The organism is Luteolibacter rhizosphaerae (assembly GCF_025950095.1).
GTDB lineage: Bacteria > Verrucomicrobiota > Verrucomicrobiia > Verrucomicrobiales > Akkermansiaceae > Haloferula > Haloferula rhizosphaerae.
The window spans coordinates 44,211-66,640 of the sequence record NZ_JAPDDR010000019.1 but is presented as its reverse complement, the minus strand read 5'-3'; the positions used below and the strand labels follow the sequence as shown (position 1 = coordinate 66,640).

At 63.2% G+C, this 22,430-nt stretch carries 13 protein-coding genes; 5 read left to right on the top strand and 8 right to left on the bottom strand.

What is annotated here, in order from left to right:
* Nucleotides 1-269 precede the first annotated feature (269 nt).
* Nucleotides 270-1,856, top strand: coding sequence for a SulP family inorganic anion transporter (locus OJ996_RS24900; RefSeq protein ID WP_264516471.1), 1,587 nt, complete (start codon nucleotides 270-272; stop codon nucleotides 1,854-1,856).
* A 158-nt stretch (nucleotides 1,857-2,014) separates the two neighbouring features.
* Nucleotides 2,015-6,217, top strand: coding sequence for a beta strand repeat-containing protein (locus OJ996_RS24895; RefSeq protein WP_264516470.1), 4,203 nt, complete (start codon nucleotides 2,015-2,017; stop codon nucleotides 6,215-6,217).
* Nucleotides 6,218-6,285: 68 nt separating this feature from the next.
* Here OJ996_RS24895 and OJ996_RS24890 read toward each other — a convergent pair whose 3' ends face one another.
* Nucleotides 6,286-7,014 carry an RNA polymerase sigma factor gene (locus OJ996_RS24890; RefSeq protein ID WP_264516469.1) on the bottom strand — a complete coding sequence of 243 codons (729 nt, stop codon included), beginning with the start codon at nucleotides 7,012-7,014 and terminating at the stop codon, nucleotides 6,286-6,288.
* 83 nt (nucleotides 7,015-7,097) lie between these two features.
* On the opposite strand from OJ996_RS24890, the gene OJ996_RS24885 reads away from it, so the two are divergent.
* Nucleotides 7,098-9,176, top strand: coding sequence for a serine/threonine-protein kinase (locus OJ996_RS24885; protein WP_264516468.1), 2,079 nt, complete (start codon nucleotides 7,098-7,100; stop codon nucleotides 9,174-9,176).
* Nucleotides 9,177-9,460: 284 nt separating this feature from the next.
* Here the strand turns inward: OJ996_RS24885 and secA are convergent, their stop codons facing one another.
* The 7 genes from secA to OJ996_RS24850 all read right to left on the bottom strand — a co-directional run bounded on the left by secA (nucleotide 9,461) and on the right by OJ996_RS24850 (nucleotide 19,546).
* Nucleotides 9,461-12,391 carry a preprotein translocase subunit SecA gene (gene secA, locus OJ996_RS24880; RefSeq protein ID WP_264516467.1) on the bottom strand — a complete coding sequence of 977 codons (2,931 nt, stop codon included), beginning with the start codon at nucleotides 12,389-12,391 and terminating at the stop codon, nucleotides 9,461-9,463.
* Nucleotides 12,392-12,663: 272 nt separating this feature from the next.
* The gene (locus OJ996_RS24875) at nucleotides 12,664-13,002 is read right to left on the bottom strand and encodes a hypothetical protein (RefSeq protein WP_264516466.1); all 339 of its coding nucleotides are present in this window, start codon (nucleotides 13,000-13,002) and stop codon (nucleotides 12,664-12,666) included.
* Nucleotides 13,003-13,127: 125 nt separating this feature from the next.
* Nucleotides 13,128-13,430 (bottom strand): WYL domain-containing protein, encoded by a 303-nt coding sequence (locus OJ996_RS24870; RefSeq protein ID WP_264516465.1) that lies wholly within the window; start codon nucleotides 13,428-13,430, stop codon nucleotides 13,128-13,130.
* A gap of 170 nt (nucleotides 13,431-13,600) precedes the next feature.
* Nucleotides 13,601-15,100 (bottom strand): tryptophan halogenase family protein, encoded by a 1,500-nt coding sequence (locus OJ996_RS24865; protein WP_264516464.1) that lies wholly within the window; start codon nucleotides 15,098-15,100, stop codon nucleotides 13,601-13,603.
* Between the two features lie 99 nt (nucleotides 15,101-15,199).
* Nucleotides 15,200-16,669 carry a cation:proton antiporter gene (locus OJ996_RS24860; protein WP_264516463.1) on the bottom strand — a complete coding sequence of 490 codons (1,470 nt, stop codon included), beginning with the start codon at nucleotides 16,667-16,669 and terminating at the stop codon, nucleotides 15,200-15,202.
* Between the two features lie 22 nt (nucleotides 16,670-16,691).
* Nucleotides 16,692-18,248, bottom strand: a complete 1,557-nt coding sequence (locus tag OJ996_RS24855; RefSeq protein ID WP_264516462.1) for an NAD(P)/FAD-dependent oxidoreductase — start codon at nucleotides 18,246-18,248, stop codon at nucleotides 16,692-16,694.
* Nucleotides 18,249-18,253: 5 nt separating this feature from the next.
* On the bottom strand, nucleotides 18,254-19,546 hold the full coding sequence (locus OJ996_RS24850; RefSeq protein ID WP_264516461.1) for an NAD(P)/FAD-dependent oxidoreductase: 1,293 nt from the start codon (nucleotides 19,544-19,546) through the stop codon (nucleotides 18,254-18,256).
* Between the two features lie 318 nt (nucleotides 19,547-19,864).
* Between OJ996_RS24850 and OJ996_RS24845 the strand changes: the two genes are divergently transcribed.
* On the top strand, nucleotides 19,865-21,769 hold the full coding sequence (locus tag OJ996_RS24845) for a glycoside hydrolase family 16 protein (protein ID WP_264516460.1): 1,905 nt from the start codon (nucleotides 19,865-19,867) through the stop codon (nucleotides 21,767-21,769).
* Nucleotides 21,766-22,416 (top strand): HD domain-containing protein, encoded by a 651-nt coding sequence (locus OJ996_RS24840; protein ID WP_264516459.1) that lies wholly within the window; start codon nucleotides 21,766-21,768, stop codon nucleotides 22,414-22,416. The genes OJ996_RS24845 and OJ996_RS24840 overlap by 4 nt, the downstream gene beginning before the upstream one ends.
* The last annotated feature ends 14 nt before the right edge of the window (nucleotides 22,417-22,430 follow it).

The window sequence follows — 22,430 nt, the reverse complement described above, 5'->3', positions numbered from 1 at the left end:
GAAGAATCTCCCATTCGGAATCGGTGAGGCTACAGGGATACTCGCGCATCGCGAGCTTCTCCAATACCTCACCCGGCTAGTACAGATCAAAATCCGGACGGAGATGATTTTTCAGACGGCTTCTTAGAAAATATTCTAACGAGGACTATCCTGTCCAACTTAACTATAGAAAATCTGAAGGAGTTCTCTCGTTCTCTCTACCCGTGATTTAGTTAGGAATGGGAGATTTCCGTTGAGTCTAGCGCAGCAGTGCCCGAGAAGCCGCGGCGATGTTCTCCCAGCTCTTCCAGAAGAAACGAGGCACGTGGAAGGACGATGCGCTTGCGGGTCTGACCACGGCGCTGGCGCTGGTGCCCGGGTCGATCGCATTCGCCTTCGTGGCCGGGGTGCCTCCGATCTCCGGTCTGTATGCCGGATTCATTGTGTGCCTGATCACCGCGGCATTGGGCGGCCGGCCGGGCATGATTTCCTCTGCCGCCGGATCGCTGGCGGTGGTGATGGTAGCGCTGGTGGCGGAGGGCGACCGCCGCGGCGGTGCAGGGGCGGGATTCGAATACCTGCTACTGGCGGTGCTGATGATGGGGGCGATCCAGGTGCTGATCGGGCTTCTGAAGCTCGGGCGCTTGATCCGGCTGGTGCCGCATCCGGTGATGATGGGCTTCGTCAACGGGTTGGCGATCGTGGTGTTCCTGTCCCAGCTCAAGATGTTCCGCGAGCGAGAGGGAGCGGTCGTCGGCGATTGGTTGCAGGGCCAAGCACTCGGGGTGATGCTCGGGCTGGTAGCGCTGACGATGGCGATCGTCTACCTGCTGCCGCGCTTCACGAAGAAGGTTCCTTCATCCCTGGTGGCGATCCTGGTGGTCAGCTTGATCGCGGCCTTCGGGCTACCGACCCAGACCGTGGGAGATCTCTCGAGCGTGCAAGGATCACTGCCGAGTTTCCATCTGCCCGGAGTGCCGTGGACCTGGGAGACCTTCCGCTTCGTGGCGCCGTATGCGGTGATCCTGGCGCTGGTGGGCCTGATCGAAACGCTGATGACGCTGCAGTTGATCGACGAGCTCACCGAAAGCCGGGGCAAGGGCAACCGTGAGTGTCTAGCGCTGGGCGCGGCGAACCTGGTGGCCGGTGCCTTCAAGGGCATGGGTGGATGCGCGCTGGTGGGGGAAAGCCTGATCAACATCGGCTCCGGCGGACGAGGGCGGATGTCCGGGGTGATCGCGGCGCTGGCGTTGCTGAGCTTCATCCTCGTGGGTGCGCCCTTGATCGACCGGATCCCGATCGCGGCGCTGACCGGGGTGATGTTCGTGGTGGTGATCGCGACCTTCGAGTGGAGCAGCTTCAAGACGATCGGGAAGGTGCCGCACAGCGATGTGCTGGTGATCGTGGCGGTGACGGCGATCACCGTGTGGCACGATCTCGCGGTGGCGGTGATCAGCGGGGTGATCCTCTCCGCCCTCGTCTTCGCGTGGAAGAGCGCGAAGCATGTTAGAATCTCGATACTGAAGGATGAGATCGAGACGCGGGTCTATCGCATCGAGGGACTGCTTTACTTCGGCTCGGTGCGCGACTTCGCGGAGCAGTTCGAGCCCGGCAAGGATCCGGGCCGCGTGGTGCTGGATTTCCATGAGGCACGGGTATGCGATCTTTCCGGACTGGAGGCGCTGCAGGCACTGGCAGGCCGCTATCGCAAGGCAGGCAAGACGCTGGAAGTGCGGCATCTCTCTCCTGACTGCGGGCGCATGCTGAGCCGTGCAGGAGACCTGGTCCGAATCACTGTGGCGGACGATGATCCGCAGTACCTGATCGCCCGACTGCCGCTCCGGTCAAAAGGCGCCGACAGGAAGAGGATAGGGTGAAAGGCGGAAATCCGGCCCGATGTAGGGGCTGCGCATTACAAGCTGATTTCCAAGGGATATACGGGAAACTACTGGTCTTATGACCACGGAAGATTCTTGAAATTTCTGTCAGACAACTTCTCATGGGATTTCCGACCCAAACCCTCGGCAAAACCTCAATGAGACAGAAACCCGTTACCCGGATCATTACGACCCGTCTGACCCTGCTTACCCTCGGCGCGCTTTCTGGCGTGACCTATGCCCAAGCCACCCGGACTTGGGACGGCGGTGGCACCGGAGCCACCAACATGGACATCGCCGCGAACTGGAGCGGTGATGTGGTTCCTACCGGTGCGGCCCCCGGCGATACCGCGCAGTGGGACGGCACGGTGGCCGGCCCCCTTTCCCTCACCTACACCGCCCTAGCTCCCGGAACAGGGCTGGCGGCGGGCAACGGAATTTTCTTCAACGTGCTGGGCACGCAGACGAGCCCGCTGACGATCAACGAGGCCAGCGGCACCGCTGGTCTGCGGATCCAGAACCTGACCGTATCCAGCGGAGCGGGTGCGCTGACCTTCGGTGGCACGACAGGCACGGACTTCCTGACCCTCGGTTCCGGCAGCTTATTGAGTCACCTGTGGACGAACAACTCGACCAATGCGGTGACCTTCAGCTCGGACGTGGGATTTGGCGCGGGAGGCGGGGCAACCCACGCGCTGACGCTGACCGGCCCGGGCAGCTGGAACATGAATACCAGTCTGATCCGCACCGGCACCGGCACGATCAACCTGATCAAGGACGGTAGCGGCACACTGAACGTGGGTGGTGTGAACGCGCTCGGGAACGCGGCCTTCACGATCAACAACGGCACGCTGGACAACACAAGCGGCGCGGCGCTGACACTGACCAACACGGCACAGACGTGGAATGGCGATTTCAGCTTCAGCACGGCGGGAAGCAGCAACCTGAACGATCTGGGTCTGGGTGGCGGAGCGGTGACTTTGGGCACGGCAGCAGGCACGAGCCGGACCATCACCACGAATGGCGCGGCGGTCCTGACCTCCACGGGTGTGATCGCGAATGGCACCACCGCCAACAGCATCATCAAGGCGGGTAGCGGGGGCCTGAGATTCGACGGCGCGAATACGTATAGCGGCGGGACGACGCTGAATGCGGGGACGCTGCACATCGGCAACAACTCGGCGCTCGGCACCGGACCACTAACCGTGAACGGCGGTGTGATCGTGCCGCGGCTTGCCGCCCGCACCCTGAGCAACGCAGCGACCTTCGCCGCCGACTTCACAATCGGCATCCCGGGTTTCAACAACCAGATGATCTTCTCCGGGCCGGTGAGCCTGGGCGGCAGCACGCGGGTACTGGATGTGGCGAACACGACGATCGAGCCGGATGCGATCATCTCCGGGGTGATCTCCAACGGCGGGCTGACGAAGACAGGAGGAGGCTCGATGGTGTTGAACGCGGCCAACAGCTATGCGGGTGCCACCACGGTGAACGGCGGAACCCTGCGACTGGAAGGCAGTGGGGCGATCAACAGCAGCAGCGGGATCACGGTGGACGGTCCGGATGCGAGGCTCACCCACACGGGCAGCGTGGCGGCGACACCCACCGTGACCCTGACGCTGGGCATGGTGGATGGATCCGGGAGCTACGGCACGGTGAACGTGGCGGACTCCTCAGGCGCGATCGTGGGCAGCGGGACGACGGCAGCGAACATCGGGACGCTGAACTTCGCCGGGGTGGCGACGGTGAACCTGCCGAGCGCCGCCACGGGAATCGGCCTGACGGCGGGTACGCTAACGACCTCGGGCGTCAACGACGCCATCCTGCTGAACATCACGCGGACCGGGCCATGGACCAACGGGCTGAATAACCTGATCAGCTATAGCTCCTTCCCCTCCGCGGACATCAACGACTTCGACTACAACGTGGCGAGTGGTCCGCTGCTGGGAGCGCGCCAATCCTTTGGCGATCTGGTGATGAACGGCAACACGATCGCTCTGGAAGTGATCGGCACCTCGATCTACTGGACCGGACTGCAGAACAACCAGTGGACCTTCAACACGATCGCCGGGGCGAAGAATTGGAAGCAAACCTCCAACAATGCGGCGACGGACTTCATGGATGCGGACGACGTGGTTTTCAACGACACGCCGGGAAGCAACCAGACGGTGCAGATCGACGAAGGCGACGTGATCCCGACGACGACAGTCTTCAACAACTCGACGGTGAACTACACCATGGCGAGCAGCGGAGGCTTCGGGATCGCCGGCGGAACGCTCACGAAGAGCGGCACGGGTAGCGTCACGCTGAACGTGACCAACTTCTACAACGGCGGCACGACGCTGAATGCGGGCACCCTGAACCTGAACACGGCTTCCGCGCTCGGAGTGGGTGCGGTGGTGATCAATGGCGGCACCATCAACAACACCAGCGGTGGGGCGGTGGCCTTCACGACCAACATCCCCCAGACGTGGAACGGTGACTTCACCTTCACCGGCAGCAACGATCTGGACATGGGTACCGGCACGGCCACTACAGGCGGAAGCGGTGATCGCACGGTCACGGTGGGTGCCAACCTGCTGGCCGTGGGGGAACTGAAGACGGCGGCAAACCAAGGCTTCACGAAGGCGGGTGCCGGCACGCTGGCGCTGACGAGCACTGGAGCAGGCGGCGCCTCGAGCGTGGTGAACGGCGTGCTGAACGTGGCGGGAGGAACGCTCCAGATCAACCGCACGACGGCGCCGGATGCGAACAGCACGGGCGACCTGACGGTGGCCAGCCTGGCAGGCACCGGCACGATCACCAACGGGGCGAACTTCGAGCGCTGGCTGTTCGTGAACGTGGTGGGAAGCAACACCTTCAGCGGAGTCCTCTCCAATGGCGGCACCGGAGCACTCGGCGTCAACAAGCCGGGCACCGGCACCCTGACGCTGACCGGTAATAACAGCTACAGCGGCGTGACGACGGTGGGCGGCGGTTCGCTGGTCTTGACCGGCACGAACTCGCTGGGAGGCGCAGTGAACATCAACGGCGGCGCGGGAAATCCGACCTATTTGAACCTGCAGAACAGCAATGCTCTCGGGACCAGCGTAGTAACTGCGGTGAACCGTAACTCGGGCATCCAATTGCAAGGGGGCATCACGCTTCCTCCGACGGTGAACTTCGTGACCAGCAACGATGGCACCAGCGGTGCCACGGTACCCTACGCGATCGGCAACCTGGGAGGGGACAATACGATTCAAGGCAACATCTCCCTGACAGCGGGGGGCGGAGGATCGGTCATCCAATCCGACAGCGGCTCACTGAAGCTGACCGGTAACATCACGATCGCCGCGGCGCAGACCACGCGAGGGATCATCCTGACCGGGAGCTCCACGGATGCGAACACCTTCAGCGGTGTGCTCTCCGATCTGAGCCCCACCGCGGTGGCGAGCATCACGAAGAATGGCGCCGGCACCTGGACCGTAAGCGGAGCAAATACCTATACGGGGACGACGACGGTGAACGCCGGCACGCTGATCGCGAGCGGGGATTCGCCGGCGGCCACGGGTGCGGTGACGGTGGCCCCCGGTGCCACGCTGGGCGGGAACGGAGACTTCGGCGGTGCGCTGACCATCGCCGCGGGAGCTCATCATGCGCTGGCGGTGGCAGCCACACCGGGCGCGCAAGCCACCCGCTCGGTACTGTCGCTCGATCTGAATGCCGCGGGTGACATACTGGACCTGAGTGCGGCCGCCACGCCTGCACCCGGGACTTACACCCTGGTGAGCACGACCAATGGAATCACCGGGCATAGCGGCGGCACCCTCACGGACACGGTGGTGAACCTGAGCGGGCTGAGCGGCACGGTGGCCGTGGTGGGGAACGACCTGGTGCTCACAGTGCCGGGCGGGTCGGCCTTCGGCACTTGGATCGCGGGCTATCCTTCGATCCCGGTGGGCGACCGCGATCCGGGCGATGATCCGGACAAGGACGGCTTCAGCAACCAAGCGGAGTTCGCCTTGGGCGGCAATCCCGCCAGCGGCAGCGACAATGCCAAGGTCTTCCCGATCGTGGCCGACAGCGACGCTGACGGCGACACGAACAAGGAGCTTCTGCTCACGATCGCGGTCCGCAGCGGCACCGGGACCTTCACGGGCGCAACCTCGAAGAGCGCTGCTTCCGACGATCCGACCTACGGCTATCGCGTCGAAGGCAGCCTCAATCTGAGCGCCTTCAACGAGACGGTGAACGTGGTGCCCACGGCGGTGCCGCCTGCGGGTATCACGCTGCCCTCCGGCTATGTCTGGAAGACCTTCAGCCTGGGCGGTTCCAATGGAACTCCCGGCAAAGGCTTCCTGCGGGTGGTGGTCACCCCCTGAGACGAGGACTGATCCTTGAGTCTTCCCAGCGCGCTCTCCGGGAGGGGAGCGCGCTTTCCTTTACCAGCTCAGCCCTCCCTGAGAATGGCGCAGAGGTCGTTTAGCTCGCGGTCAATGGCGTCTTCGTCGGCATCAGCGATGGTTTCGGCGATCTCGCTGCGAAGGTGGCGGCGGAAGCGATTGCGGAAGCGATGCACAACCTGGCGTGCGGAGACCTCGTCGACCTGGAGGACTTGGCGGAGGGTCTCGTAGCTGCGCTCCTGGGAGCCGAGATCGAGGAAGGGGGAAAGGGCGGCGAAGTGATGGGCGCGGCCGGTGGCGGCGAAGTCCTTCTCCATGCGCGCGAGGGCGAGCTGGAGCACGCTGAGCGCCCATTGGCGGTCGAAGACCTGCTCGGCGGTGGCGGTGGGGGCGACGGCCTGGAGTCCGGCCTCGGCAGCTTCCGTATCGAGCGAGAGGAGCTTTCCCCCGCCGCGGGTGAGCGCGCCGGCCTGGCGGCGGTGATCGGCGATGCGGCGCTGGATAACGCGGAGGAAGAGGGAGCGAAGGCGGCCGCCATCCGGTGAAGCTCCCTCCAAGAGCTCGGCACGATTCCTCAGCAGGTCGTAGAAGAAGCGCTGGGTGACATCCTCCGCGTCCTCGATATTCAATCCGCTGCGGCGGCAGAAGGAGTAGAGCGGCTGCCAGTAGAGACGGCAGAGCTCTTCAAGGGCGGCTTCGTCCTGCCCGCATGAAGAGATCACGAGGCTCCAGCGGGTGAGCGGAAAGGGAGCTGAGGGTTCCAGCGGGAAAGACATGGAGGGGTTACTGGCAGCATTCTAAACTGACTGGCGCCGATTTTCAGGTCACAAATCGGTCCGCGCCGCGATGAATTCATGACATGAGCCGGTCACTGTCCCAGATCCCCGGCGGCGATTCCCTGCCAGGCGGCGTGGATCCGCTGGCCTTGCTGCAGGTGGGCCTGCGTCCCTCCGCGGCGGCGTATGTGGAGGCGGGACCGCCGCTGAGCCTGGAAGAGGCGCGGGCGATGCTGCCGGCCTACGAGGTGCAGCGCTTGATCGGGCAGGGCGGGATGGGCTCGGTCTTCGCCGCGGTGCAGCGGGACCTGCAACGGCGGGTGGCGATCAAGGTGCTCTCGCCCGCGCTGGCAGAGACGCCGGGGCTATCGCCGCGGTTCCGGCACGAGTCGCGGCTGATGGCGAGCCTGAAGCACCCGGGAGTGGTGCAGGTGTATGAGGCGGGGGAGACGGCGGAGGGCCATCTGTATTATGCGATGGAATTCGTGGACGGCGAGGACCTGGCCTCGCGGCTGCGGCGCGGGAAGCTGCCGCTGGAGGAGGCGGTGCCACTCATCGCGCAGGTGGCGGATGCCCTGCACGCGGCGCACCAACTGGGGATCGTGCACCGGGATGTGAAGCCGGCGAATGTCTTCCTCTCTGCGGATGGGCCACCGCGGCTCGGCGACTTCGGTCTGGCCCTGACGGCGGAGCAGGCGGCGGAGGCGCTGCGGCTGACGCGCCCGGGCACGACGGTGGGGACGACGGAGTATGCCGCGCCGGAGCAGCTATCGCGCGCGCATGCAGTATCGCCCGCCAGCGATGTGTTCAGCCTGGGCGTGCTCGCCTATGAGGTGCTGACCGGCGAGCTGCCGCGCGGGAACTTCGATCCGCCCTCGCTGAGAAATCCGGAGGTGGATGCGAGCTTCGACAGCGTGGTGCTGCGGGCGCTGCAGACCGACCCGGCGCGGCGCTATGCGGATGCGGGCAAGTTCCGCGAGGCCTTCCTGCATGCCGCGGACCGACCACGGCAGCAGGCGCTGCGCGATCAGGCCCTGCGGCGGAAGATGGTGCGGCGGGCGCGGGTGGTGGCGGTGCTCGCGGTGGTATCGCTGGTGACCGGCGGTAGCGCGGTGCTGGCATGGAAGGCGCGGCGCGAGGCGGAAACCCGCCGGGCGGCAGCCGAGGCCGCGGAGCAACACATGGCGGGACTGCTGCAATTCCTGCTGACGGATCTGCGACAGCGACTGGAGCCGACCGGGAATCTGGGCGCGATGGATTCCGTGCTGGAGAAGGCGGCGGAGCATTTCCGCCGGGCCTATGACGAATCGGGGCGGACTCCCGAGGCAGCGCTCAAGCTGGCCGATGTGCTGGTGGTGAAGGGCGATGTGATCGGGGTGCGCGGGATGAACACGGAGGCCGATGCGCTCTACACGGAAGCGCTGGAACTCTGTGAAGCTGCTCGTGACGCCGCCCCTCAAGACACGGAGCGCGCGCTGCGGGTAATCGCCGCGCTGCGCGACCGCACGGAGCATCGCATGGCGAGCGGTCGACATGCAGAGGCACTGGCCGATGCACGGCTCATGCTGGGAGAGGCGGACGCTCTGGCTGCCCGCGATGTGGACACGCGTGCGGTGCATGCGCAGGCGGCGGCGCATCGGGCGATCGGCCATGCGCTCGGCTACATCGAGGGAGGAACTCCGGAGGCAGGGGAGGAGTACGACCGCGCGCAGGCGATCCTGCGCGGCCTGCTAGGGAAGACTCCGAATGATGTCATCTATGCCGGTGAACTGGCGGAGCTGGACATGTCCCAAGGCTCGAACGCGGAGGCGCAGGGAGACTACCCGGGCATGCTGCGGCATTTCACGGCGTTCCACGATCACGTGCTCAAGCACTACAGCCGCGACAGCAACATGTATTCCCACGCTGCCTTCCGCATGGGGGTGGCGCTGCAAAAGCTCGGCCGGGCGGAAGATTCCCTGCCCTATTTCACCGATGCCCTGCGCATCGCGGAGCACGAAGCCGCCGCCATGCCCGGCCACAAGGGCCTGCTCAACCACGTCTCATGGTGCGCCAGGCTGCTCGCGCAATCGTATGAGAATCTCGGTCGCCGCGAGGAGGCGGAGGCGCTGCGCACGCGGGAGGCGGAGGTGAACGCGCTGCTCTCGGCGCCCGGAAAATAGCGGAGAACTTTGTTCAGAAATCCGGGCGGGGGACTGTCACGCATTCGAAGCGGCGGCGATGAAGGGAATGAAGGCATCTCCGCCCGACCGGTGGAGCAGCCTACGACAAATTCCCTCCCAAACCGAGCGCGGTCCGATCACCGCTGCGGATCCTGCCGCAGCGGGTTCGGGCTGGCGCTTCTATCGGGTCCTCACACGACAGGTCTCCCCCACTGGATGCGTGTGTGATCTGGCAGGCGCGCTCCCCGGAGACGGGGAGCGCGCGTTAGATCCGGATCTCGGACTCAAGCTTGGCCGGGCTGGGTGCTCATCGCGGCTGAGAAGCGGGACAAACCGAAGAGTGCCTGCTGCTTGATGGAATCCATCAAGGTGGCGAAGATGGCAAAGGCTTCGATCTTGTATTCGACGAGCGGGTCCTTTTGCCCCTGCGCGCGGAGGTAGACGCCTTCGCGCAGCTCATCCATGTCCCTGAGGTGCTCCTGCCACAGAGCGTCGACGGCGGAGATCACCAGCAGGCGTTCTTCCCGATCGACGAGTTCCGCGGGCAAGGCGGACACGCGGCTCTGGTATGCCTCGCGGACTTTTGCGGCGATGGTGGCGACCATCCGGTCGGTCCGGGTCGCACTGAGATCCTCATCCGCCAGATCGACGTGGAGGCGGTAGCGGACCCAATCGAGCAAGGGCTGGAGGTCCGGTTGCTGTGAATCCGCTTCAGCAAGGAACTCCTGCACCTTGGCTCCAATACCGTCTGCGATGATCTCGTGGACGAGACGGCGCATGTCTCCGGTAGCGAGGACATCGTTCCGGAAGCTGTAGACGATCTCGCGCTGGAGATTCAGCACGTCGTCGAAATCGAGCACACGCTTGCGGCTGCGGTAGTCCCGCTGCTCGACCTGTTGCTGGGCGGTCTCGACCAAGCTACCCAGGGAGAAGCCACTGCCGCGCTTGCCGGCCTGCTCGATCATCGCCGCCATCCTCGCGGGCTCGGCATGGTTCCGCATGAGGTCGTCCTCCAGCGAGATGAAGAACCGCGCCCCGCCGGGATCGCCTTGGCGCGAGCAGCGACCGCGCAACTGGCGGTCCACGCGACGCGAGGGATGACGCTCGGTGCCGACGACCAACAAGCCGCCCAACTCGGCCACGCCTTCCCCAAGTTTGATATCGGTGCCGCGGCCCGCCATGTTAGTGGACACGGTGACGGCCCCGCGTTGTCCGGCGAGCGAGACGATCCCGGCTTCTTCCTGGTGGTGCTTTGCATTCAGAACCGTGTGAGGGATCTGGGCGCGCTTCAGCATGCGTGAAACGGTTTCGGATGCTTCCACGGAAGCGGTGCCGACAAGGACCGGCTGACCCTTGGCGTGCGCCGTTTCGATTCGGGCGATCACCGCCGTGTACTTGTCACGGCGCGTCTTGAAGATCTGGTCGTTCTCGTCGATGCGCAGGTTTGGCGCGTTGGTCGGGATGGGGAGAACGTCGAGCTGATAGATATCGTGGAACTCGGCGGCCTCGGTGGAAGCAGTGCCCGTCATGCCGGCCAACTTGTCGTAGAGACGGAAGTAGTTCTGGATCGTGATCGTCGCGTAGGTGCGGTTCTCCTTTTCCACCTTCACCCGCTCCTTGGCTTCCACCGCTTGATGAAGGCCATCCGACCAGCGGCGGCCTTCCATCTCGCGGCCCGTGCTTTCGTCCACGATGTTGATCTTTCCCTCGCGCACCACGTAGTGGACGTCCTTTTCGTAGAGGCAGTGGGCCTTGAGCAACTGAGAGATGGAATGGACCTTCAAGGCCTGCTCTTCCCGGCGCTGCACCACTGCGCTGATGGCGAGCTCCTTCTTCTCCGTATTCAGCGTAGGGTCCGAGCGGATGCCATCGAGGATGGCACCGGCATCGGGCAGCGTGAAGGAATCCGGGTCCTCGGGATCGAGGAAGCGGCGGCCATTCTCCATGAGATCGGCATCGCGGGTCTTTTCGTCCACGGCGAAGAAGAGTTCCTCCTTTAGCCGGTGCAGATCTTTCCGGAACATCTGGCGATGGAAGGCGAGCTCGGTGCTTTCCAGCAAACGCCGCCATTCGGGATTCTCCATGAGACGCAGGAACTGGCGGTTCCGAGGTTGGCCGAGCTTGAGTTTGAGGAGAACGAGGCCGGCTTCCTTGGTGTCACCCTTCTCCAGCAACTGCTTGGCCTGAGATGCGAGCTGGCTGCAGAGCTCGGTTTGCTTCCGCACCAGACGCTCAACGGCCGTGTTGTAGAGTTCGAAGGGCTTCGAAGATTCCGGCGAGGGGCCGGTGATGATCAGGGGCGTGCGGGCATCGTCGATGAGCACGGAATCCACCTCGTCGATCACCGCGAAGTGATGACCGCGCTGAACCTGCTCTTCCTTGGTCGAGGCCATGCCGTTGTCGCGCAGGTAGTCGAAGCCGAACTCCGAGTTCGTGCCGTAAGTGATATCGCAAGCGTAGGCCTGGTGCCGCTCCTGCGACTGCATCTGGTTGACTACGCAACCCACGCTGAGGCCGAGGTAGCGGAAGAGCGTGCCCATCCATGCCGCATCGCGGCGGGCAAGGTAGTCGTTCACGGTCACGACGTGCACGCCGAGGCCGGTGAGGGCATTCAAGAAGATTGGCAGGGTGGCGACCAAGGTCTTGCCCTCGCCGGTTTGCATCTCGGCGATCATGCCGCGGTGAATGGCGACACCACCCAGAAGCTGGACATCGAAGTGGACCATGTTCCAGCGCAGCGGCTGTCCATCGAGCGACACCTCGGAGCCACAGAGCCGCCGGGCCGCGTTTTTCACCACGGCATAAGCTTCCGGCAGGATCTTCTCGAGATACTTGGCGCGCGGTTTCTGGAACTGCTCCTCTACCGCGTGGAATGCCGTCCTGGCCTTCTCGATCGATTCGACGCTTGGCGAGACGGTGGATGGCAGGGAGGGAAATTCCCGTGCGAGGATGGCCAAGCGCGAGTGAATGGAGTCCGCCACGGATTGGAGCCCGGCCTGATCCATCTGCTCGAGCTGCACCTTGTTCGGTGCCTTGAGCGGATGATAACGGGCAAGGTGATCCTGCCAGCTGCGGGTGAGTTCGATCAGCTTCTCGGCCGGCTCCTGCTGGAGCTTCTCCTCGATCTCGTTGATGCGGGCGACCGTGGGACGCAGTCGGTGGAGTTCGCGCTGATCCTTACCGCCCAGCAATTTGGGAAAGAGCCACTGGATCATCGGGCGGAGAGGCTGGAGGTTTCGAGAAAAGTCCGGCTCAGGGAAGCCGGGGCGGCGATCTGGGATCGTGTTGTACGCAAAGAGGTCATGGGATCAGACGGGCATGGAACCGCTCCCGGGAAATGCGGGAGCATGGCAGCCTCGGCAGAACGAGGTGCGCTCGGGGAATGAGTAACCCGCCGCGATCTCGAAGGGATCCGCAGCCGGATTGGGAACAAGCGAGCCACACGGACACCCGCCCTTCAGGCAAGTCTCCATGGGCCGGACTTTACTCAAGCCCCGAAAGGCGGCGCGCGACCCTGAATACTATCCCAGCGCAGATCCTCCGCCGAGGATTCCCGGAGCACTTCAATCCCGAGGCGCTTCGATGGCTGCGCACCGACCCAGTCGATACCACAACCGGCAAGCAGCAGACCGGCGAGCTGATGGGAATGACCCGCGGGAGCACGGAAGTCATCGGCATGATGGACCAAGCCGACTCCGGACCCGGAGTCATCCTTCACCGTCGCCGAATGGTCGGGAGCAAAGGCGTTCCAACCGAACCAAACCGTCAGCGCCAGGATCCAGGGGATCCATGGGCCGGGAGCAAATTTGTCCTCGTTGACGGTCATCGGATGGGAGAGACGGCACACGGCTCCTCAAGAGCTGCTGCCGGGTGCAGGCTCGGGGAATACCGGGATTTGTCAAACGATAGTATCCAGCCCACCCCGCCCGCCAAGAGCGGGGAAAGCCATGCTCAGGCGTCGCGCCGTCGCCATCCTCCGCGGCAATCCGGTACCTCCATAGGGAAATCATCGCGAAGCGGGAAGCGCTCCTGCGAGGTCTCGATGTCCCTCAGTTCCGCGAAGCGGAAGAAGCGCCATGACTGACGCTCAAGGCACCAACCTGCAAGAACCCAAGCCTTGGTACATTTCGCCTGCAGAAGGCCGTAGGGTTCGATCCTGAACTCCCGGTTCTTCCACCAGAAGCGCACGATCCGACGACCTTGGATCGCGGCGCGCAGGCTACTGATATTGGGAAAACTCCTTCGGGGACGCACAAGGCCGAGTCTAAGGAAACGGCCTGAAGTGTAAATTGACGAAAGCTACAAGCTCGCACCAAAAATAGCGATGGATTGCACTTGTTAGAAGCGGCCACGCCGACCCATGAAGCAGCCGAATGGATCGGCGCGCTATTGCTTGGAATCGCTTCTCGATCCGGTGGCTACCGCTACTTCGTAGCGTCGCTGTTCCACTGCCAGCCGGGATGTTTGATGTAGGCAAGGGCCTCCTCGCTGCGGATGCCCCGGTTCGCCTCCTGCGCGAACTGCTGCTTGCGCCGGGCCCATGCCTGAGCCTCCTGCTGCGTTGCCTTGTAGCGCTTCTTATAGGGCACTTGATTCCCCACCATCATGACGAGGAACCCTTCCAAGCCGAAGTCATTCTCCGAGCGAGGTAGTTGGTAGCGGCAGAAGCCGGTGGGCCCGTTCTCCTGATAGAACTCGATGAAGTCCGCGATACCCGAGACATCGGTTTCTTCCCGAGCGACCTTCCAGAACGGCGTGTCCAGTTTGCCGTTGAACTTATAATGCAGCGAGAGGAACTGGCGGATGTCGTTCCAAGTGTTGGCGGTTAGATCGTTGTAGAGCCGCTGCATGGTGGGCGTGGGCTCCAGATCGCTGTGGAGGAGGAAATCCACCAAGGTCTGCACGTGCGAGCAGAGAATCATGATGGCCGTGGATTCCAGCGGCTCGACGAAGCCGCCCGCGTTGCCGAAGGCAACGACGTTATCGACCCATTGACGTTGGTAGAACCCCGAACGGAAGTTCACGATCTTCGGCTCGATCTTGGCCTTCGGATTCTTGCGCTGGAATTCTGCGGCCGCTTCGTCATCCGAGATGTGATCCGGGCAATAGACGTAGCCGCGATTGATCAGGTGTTCGTGGTCGATGCGCCAGGCCCAGCCTGCGTCCATCGTCTCCGCCGTCGTATAGGGCAGAATAGGTTCATCGGGCCCGCGCTCCCAGCCTCCGATCACGGCCTTCTTGCAGAAGAGAGATTTGTCGAAGCTGACGAAGGGTTCCTCCAAGGTTTTCCCTAACAGCTCGCTGCGGAAACCGCTGGCGTCGATGAAGAGATCCGCGGTGAGGCGTCGGCCATCCTCGAGGTGCACGGCGGAGATCCCTTTGTCACCGCGCTCGCTGCCGGTGACCTTGCCATCCGTCACCTCCACGCCTTCTTCCTTCGCCACGATCTCGAGGATCTCGATGAACTTCTTGTTCTCGATGTGGAAGGCGTGCCAGCCGTGGATATCCGGGGCGCCATTTTCCTGACGGGGAAAGGCCATGTCGCGACGCATCAACGCGCCGGGCAGGCTGGCATCGTTGAAATCGTCATCGCAGTAGTAGCCCGTGGGCTTGGCGAGATCCGCGTAGTGAGTGTCGAGCTGGAGATTGAAAGTGTAATCGAAGCTGCCGCGAGCGCCCCAGAGGAAGCGGATTCCCAGCTTCCAAGTTGGCTGCGCGAGGGCGTAGAAGCGCTTCCGCGAGATGCCGAGGTATTCAAAGAGATGTGGCGGGAAGTTCGGAGTCGTGCTCTCGCCCACGCCGATCACGCCGATCGAAGGGCTGCGAACCACCAGCACCTTGAGCTGCGGGATCTTCCGCTTGATCGAGATCGCCGCGATGAAGCCAGCGCTGCCGCCGCCGAGTACCAATACTTCCTTAATCATGGGTTTGTTTTTGGGTTTTCTTTCGGAGCTGACAGCCCCTTCCACCATCAGGAGGAAGAGGCCGCCAGACACCCGGGGGAGTTGGGATCAGAAGACTTCTCAGGAGCGCACGAGGTGATCGGGGACTTCGTCCCGCAACCGCATGCGCTGGAACCATGTGAGCAAGGGACCTGTCATGGCGGTGGTCACCAATGCCATGATCACCAGCATGGCGAAGATGCGCGGCGAGAGAATGCCGAGGTCGTAGCCGATGTTCAGCGCGATGAGCTCCATGAGCCCGCGGGTATTCATCAGCGCGCCGAGTTGCAGGGAATCGCGCCAGCTCATCCCGGTGAAGCGCGCGGTCAGCGCGGTTCCTCCGAGCTTGCCGGCGGTCGCCACGCCGATGATGGCCAGGCAGATCAGCCAGCCACTGAGATCATTGAGCAAGCCGATCTGGGTGCGCAGGCCGGTGAAGGCGAAGAAGAGAGGAAGCAGCAGCACCGTGCTGAAATTCTCGATCCGCACTGCCAGCTTGTGACGGAAGCCCGCCACCGTCGGCATGATCGCCCCCGCGAGGAAGGAGCCGAAGAGGGCGTGGATGCCGACCAACTCCGTGCAGAGCGCGCAGGCGAGCACCGCGCAGATAGTAATGGCGAGTGTCCGCTTGGATGGATCCGCACGCTCCAGCTCCTCGCGACCGAAGAGCCGCGGCAGCAAGGGACGCAGGCCCCAGATCGTCACCGCGATGAAAACAAGAACCAATGCGAGATTCAGAGCCGACCCGGCCACGCTGGTGGAACCCGCGATCGCGACGACGAAGGCCAGGGCGCTCCATGCGGTCACATCGTCCACGGCAGCACAGGTTACAGCGGTTGTGCCCAGGTAGGTCCGGGACATGCCGCGCTCTTGAAGAATGCGGGCGAGCACTGGAAAGGCCGTGATGCTCATCGAAATGCCCATGAAGAGGGCAAAGGCTGTGAAATTCGTACCGGGCTGGGCCAAACTACTATAAACAAAGTAGGCCAGCACCACGCCGAGGAAATAGGGTGCGACGATGCTGGCATGGCTGACGACCACCGCGGTATGCGCCTTGTTCCGCACCTGCCGGACATCCAGCTCCATGCCCACCGTGACCATGAAGAGACACACGCCGATCTGACTGAGAAGCTTCAGTGTCCCGAGAGAGGAGGCCGGGAAGACGAACTGAAACATTTCCGGAGAAACCCAGCCCAGCAACGAAGGCCCGAGCAGGATACCCGCCATCATCTCCCCCATCACCGCCGGCTGGCCGAACTTCGTGAAGAGACCGCCTGCCACACGCGAGGCAGCGATGATGACGAGGAGCTGGATGAAGAGGTGGCTGAGCGGGTGGCTGAGATTGGCAGAAAGCGAGGCAAGCATCGCGCCGAAGGCGGAGCTTGGCGGAGCTACTGCTGCCGGTGCTGTAGCGGCACGAGCGGCCTCTGCCGCCAGCGAGGCATCCGTGTGCGCGGGTGCAGGCAAGCCGGCCCCGAGATGGATGACTCCCAAGATCCCCCCGCCGACGACGAGGAGAACCACCAGGTAGAATATCGCGTTGCGATTCATAAGACGTCGTTTCCGGATAATCTCAGGCCCGGACCTCGCGCTTCACGGGACTGGTCATCGGTTCATCCTCATCGGGCGAGAACCAGGTGTAGAAGCCCTCCCGCAGCTCCAGCTTCAGCCAATCGAAGAGCATGCCAAAGAGGCGGAACATGTCCTTTCGCTCAAGTGTGAAGCCGGACAGAAGACAGCGCATCTCCTTGTTCGTGCGACCGAGCAGGCCGTGCTTGCGGCGGCGTTTCGCGATCGCGGCGAAGCGCCGGTTGTAACAGCTCATCAGCGCGGAGAAGAGCTTGCCGCTGGGCGGCGAGAAGGGCGGCATCGTGAGCGCCAGCTCGCCGTCCGAGAAGGGTGGCACCACCACGCCCCAGTAGTAGAGGCTCAGGTCCAGGCGGAAGGCCAGGCTCATGAGATCATACTCTCCCATGTAGTGGTACTTGTCCTTGTAGACGGACTCGAACCAACGGCGATGACAGGTCGCGAAGTCACGGTTGTGCCGCTCCACGAGCGGTGCCACGGCCTCACCCTTGCGCTGGCGCGTGATGAGATGCGCGGCGCTGGTGGTGCTGAAGGAGATCCAGTCCATGCCCGGGCTATAGAAGGGATCCATGAAAGCAGCAGCATCGCCGACTAGCACGAAGCCGTCGCCGGCAAAGGTGGTGCTGTAATAGGCGAGGTTCCGACGCCAATGAACATCCTCCTCATCGTAGGTGGCATCGGCGAGTAGCTCGCGCGCTACCGGATGCTCCATGAGGAAATCCTTCAGGCGCTCGGCCACCTTGCCGCCCTCCTTCCATTCCACAATGCGTTGGTCGAAGACCACGCCCACGCTGGTATCGCCGCCCTTCAGCGGGATCCACCAGCTCCACCAGCCATCTCCGATGATGTGGTTGGTGGCGGTGCCGCGCACGCCGTCGCAGTACTTCGCCCACTCAGGATACTTCTCCGCAAGCTCGCGGCCGTCCCAATCCTTCAAACCCTTCCAACGCGACCATGCCGCAGCGGTGGGATGCTCGTCATTGCGGACCCACCAGCCATTCTTGCGGGCGAGTAGTGCCGCCACGCCGGAAGCATCCACCACCCAGCGAGCCTTGAGCATGCGGATTGCGCCATCGTGCTTGATCTCCACGCTCTGGTGTCCGCCAGCGGCGAGATCGACATTCCGGATTACCGCGGGGCGCAGGATCTCGGCACCTGATTCTCCCGCGCGGCGCAGCACCTCTTCATCGAAGGTCTGGCGGTCGAGTTGATACGAGGGCAAACGCACTTGGTATTTCGCGCCCAGTTCGCTGGCCTGGGAGATGTTCTCCACCTCGTCGTTCTTGAACCAGAAGCGCAGGCCCTGCTTGCAGATGTGGTTCTCGTTGAGATAGCGGGTGAGGCCCAGCACGCGGCCCATGAAATAGGCGCTGACTTCCACGGTAGCCTCGCCGACCCGGCGGCCGAGCCGCTCGGTGCGCTCGATGATGAGCACGCGGATGCCGGGATTATGGCGCATCAGCAGCGTGGCGGTGGCCGCGCCGGAAAGTGCGCCGCCGAGTACGATCACATCGTAGGTATCGGATGAAGGAACGGTTTCCATGGGAATCACGAGACTGAGGTGGACGCGCCTGCGGTGGCGGCGCGCGGATCGGAGAAGTCGATCTTCTTCACGATGGTTTTGTGCCGGTGCAGCGTGCACACGGCGTAGAAGAGCCAGACATGGAAGCGCAGCCGCCAGCCCATGCGCGTGTTACCGGCCACCAGATTGTTCACCGCCCACTCCATTCCCTTCGGCGGGTGCTCGTCCATGAAGACCTCGAAGGAGTCGTTGTTGTAGAACATCTTGATCATGTTCAGGAACACCTCGCACATTTCGCCCACGCGCTTGGTATAGCGCCGCTGGGCACGGGTGCTCAGGGTGGTGCCCTTCGCATCCGCCGCCACCACTTCCTTGGCCGCGGCATGACCGGAGCGGATGGCGAGCATCACGCCGGAGGAGAAGATCGGGTCGATGAAGCCCGCGGCATCGCCGATCAAGAGCCAACGCGGACCGGCGTTCTGCAAATGACGGTAGGTGTAGTCGCCGGCGAAGTTGTATTCGTTCACCCTCTCGGCTCCGGCCATACGCCGCTGAAGCTCGGAGGAAGTGGCCACCACGTGCTCGAAGCATTCGCCCGGGCTCATGCCGGTGGACTTGAAGTGCTCCAGCGTCTGCACGAGGCCGATCGAGGTCTTCTCGGCATCCAGCGGGATCATCCAGAACCAGCCGAAGTTCAGGCGCACGATCGTGATGTGCCCGTGGTAGGGCGCGTCATTCCGCTTCACCCCGCGGAAGTGGGCGAAGGTGGCGAACTTCTTGGGCAGGCCGAGATCGGTCTTCGGCAGCTTCATCTGCCGTCCGAGGAAGGCGTCGCGCCCGCTGGCATCCAGCACCCATCGAGCGGAGATCTCGTGGACCTCGCCATCTTTCTCGCAGGTGATCGTCGATCCCTCGTCCGTGACCTTCGCCTCCTTCACTTTCGTTTCCTGCCAGACCTCGCAGCCCAACGAGGCCGAGTTCTCTAACAGGAGGTTGTCGAACTTCGCCCGCTCCACTTGGAAGGTCTGGGCATAGCGCGCGTTCAGGTAGCGCCCGAAGATGATGTTGATGCCCGCCTTCGAGTTCCCCAACACGAACTCCGCCCCCAGCTTCTCCATGAAGCCGTGTGCCACCATCTTGTCCCACGCGCCGATCTCCCGGAGCACGTCGTTGCCGTAGGGGATGAGGGATTCCCCTACATGGAAGCGCGGGAAGCGCTCGCGCTCGAGTATCAGCACCTTCTTGCCGGCCTTTGCCAAGACACTGCCTGCCGTGCTTCCTCCCGGCCCGCCGCCGATGATGATTGCGTCGTAATTCATCGGCCGGAAAGGGCGAGGAAGCAGGGGAACGAGCCGGGACGCGACGCACCGGGGATGGCGTTAAAGAGATTGATGGCTAAGAGGCGCACCATCATGTGGTGCAAATATGCTCACCACAGCGTCGAGGAGTTTCTTAATGCGAATGCATTTTGCAATGTTGCGTTAGAGGAGGTGCGAGCATCCCTTGCCTGTTGCTGTAAGTCCCTAGGATTGAGTCCACTCGGTAAGCTGGGCAATGATCTCCCCAAGGCCATTGGCAAAGGGGAAAGACGCTTGATACACCATTCGTAGAGGCCGGGTTCGCACCACTTCTCATCCATGAAAGCACTCTCCTCGCTGCTCCTCGCGACCACACTCACCACGCTGCAAACGGCGGGGGCCGAGGAGAAGGAACGAGTCTACCTGGAATTCAACAACGGCCAAGATCGGGGCGGTGCGGAGTGGGTGCAGGCGATCTCGGTATCCACACCTGCACCGCGCTCGGAGGTGAAGGGGGATGTGGAGGTAAAATTCGCAGCCCAGGGGATGGCTGCGGCCAAAGCCCTGTGCTGGCAGCAGCCGACGAAGGAGCAGCCGAGCGAGTGGGGGCACGACGAGAACCTGACGCCCGGCGGGATCAAGCTGGGAGCCGCGGGCGAAGGCTCCTTCATCTTCCCCGCGGAGAGCTTCCCGAATGGCCCGGTGAATGTACGCATCTTCGCGGAGAGCGCGGAGGGGAAGAAGGACATCTACGAGCTGCAGCTCTTCAATCTGGGTGGCGTGAAGTGGAATCAAGGGATCCCGAAGCAAGACCCTCCGGCGGCAAAGGGCCTGAAGCAGATCTTCGCCGACGACTTCGACGGGCCGCTCTCCATCTCCAACGATGGGAGGGGCGCGCGCTATGCGGCGCACAAACCGCGCTACGGGGATTTCAGCGGCTGGCAATTCTCCGATGTGCTGGGAGAGGGCAAGCCCTTCTCGCAAACCGGCACCTGGCTCAAGATAGCGGCAAGGAAGGACGACACCTCTCCCAAGGGCAGAAGCGGGATCATCTCCTCCGTGAACATGGATGGCAAAGGTGTGTGGGCGAAGGCTCCGGCCTATCTGGAATGCCGCTTCACCGCGCAATCCGCGCCCGGAACTTGGCCGGCCTTCTGGACCATCACGCATCTGGACCAAGGCTCGAATGGCGACGAGCTGGATATCGTGGAGGCTTACGGAGGCAATGGCACCGGGCACCCCAATCACCCGGGGTACTCGATCGTGACGCATCCATGGGGCCAAAAGGGGCCGGACGGAAAAGACAAGGAGCACCCGAATACGGTGGTGCGGATGATGGAGCTGGGTGGGAAGTCCTACTGGTCTAGTACTTTCCACACCTATGCGGTTTCGATCGGCCTGGACGACACGGTTTACTACCTGGACGACATCGAGGTCTTCCGGCATCCGACCAACGATGTGTCGAAGAAGTATCCTCACTGCTTCCTGATGAACTACGCGATCGGCGGGATCAGCGGCTGGCCGATCGACCTGGCGCGCTACGGCGAGGGCACCGATATGTATGTGGACTACGTGCGGGTCTACGCGAAGGAAGCAGTGCCGGACTATGTGCTGGCCCCACCCGGCAGTGCACCGGAGATCACGACGCGCGGGATCGGGCTGAACTTCTCGGTGGCAAGCGACAAATCGACGGAGCTGGCACCGGGCGAGACGGCGGGAGCGGCAGGTGTGTCACAGATGAACTGGAACAATCTGCCCGGGGCAAGCGGGCGAGCAGCGTCTCTCAAGGATTCAGGCGGGAAGGCGTCTGAAGGAGTCGAAGCGCGTTGGGAGCTGCCGGGAGGAGATCAGGCCGGACGCAGCAAGACCGGCCGGGAGTGGGGTTTCAGCGGCGGCCATCTCGGGATGCAGCGCGGCTATATCCAAGGCAAGGGCAAGCTCGCGGTGTCCGGCATTCGCTACCCACGCTACGAGATACATGTGTATGTGAACGCCGATGACAATGGCGGCTCCGGCAAGGTATCGCTCCAAGCGGGCGGGCGGCAGGAGGACCGGCACTACAAACTCGGCTGGCACGACGGGAAATTCATCGAGTCCGCGGGCACCACGGCGGAAACGGCTGCGGGCGGGAACTACGTCGTCTTCCGCGGTCAGACGGCCAAGGAATTCTCGCTGGAGTGGGATGGCACCCTGGCGGGTGGTCAGACGGGGGTGGCTGGCATTCAGATTGTGGAGGTGCCGTGATCGAGCGACCCGATGCCAAAGCGACCGCGCGGATCCTGCCGCGCTTCATCTCGTGGTGCGTGGACCAAGGAGCGGCGAGCGATGTCGCGGCGTCTTTGGCAGAGGGTCTTGCCTCCCGCTATCAGGAGCCGGGTCGTCACTATCATCACTTGGGCCACATTGCTTCATCCTTGGCGGAGCTCAATCTCCAACAGACTTCCGATAAGCTGCTCGAAGGAGCGATCTGGTTCCACGACGTGATCTATGATCCGAAGGGCCACGACAACGAGGATGCCAGCATCCGGTGGTTTAGGGAGCAGACTGCGGGCTGGATCGCCGAGGATACGAGGGATGCCATCTGCCGCTTGATCGAAGCCACCGACTTCCGGAAACCTCGAAGGGATGAGCCCTCGGAGGCCCTGATGATCGACATCGATCTGGCGATTCTCAGCAGTCTACCGGAGGTTTACCTCGCTTACACCCGGGCGATACGACTCGAGTATTCTCATGTGCCCGAGGACGCCTTTTGCGCAGGCCGGGCGAAGGTCATGGAGCACTTCCTCTCCCAGCCCATCTACCGGACAGAGAGCTTCCTGATACGGGAGGAAGCTGCGCGGGAGAATATCCGGCGGGAGCTGGAGCGACTCACGGGAGAGCAGAAGCCGTAGAATCCCGATTTGCC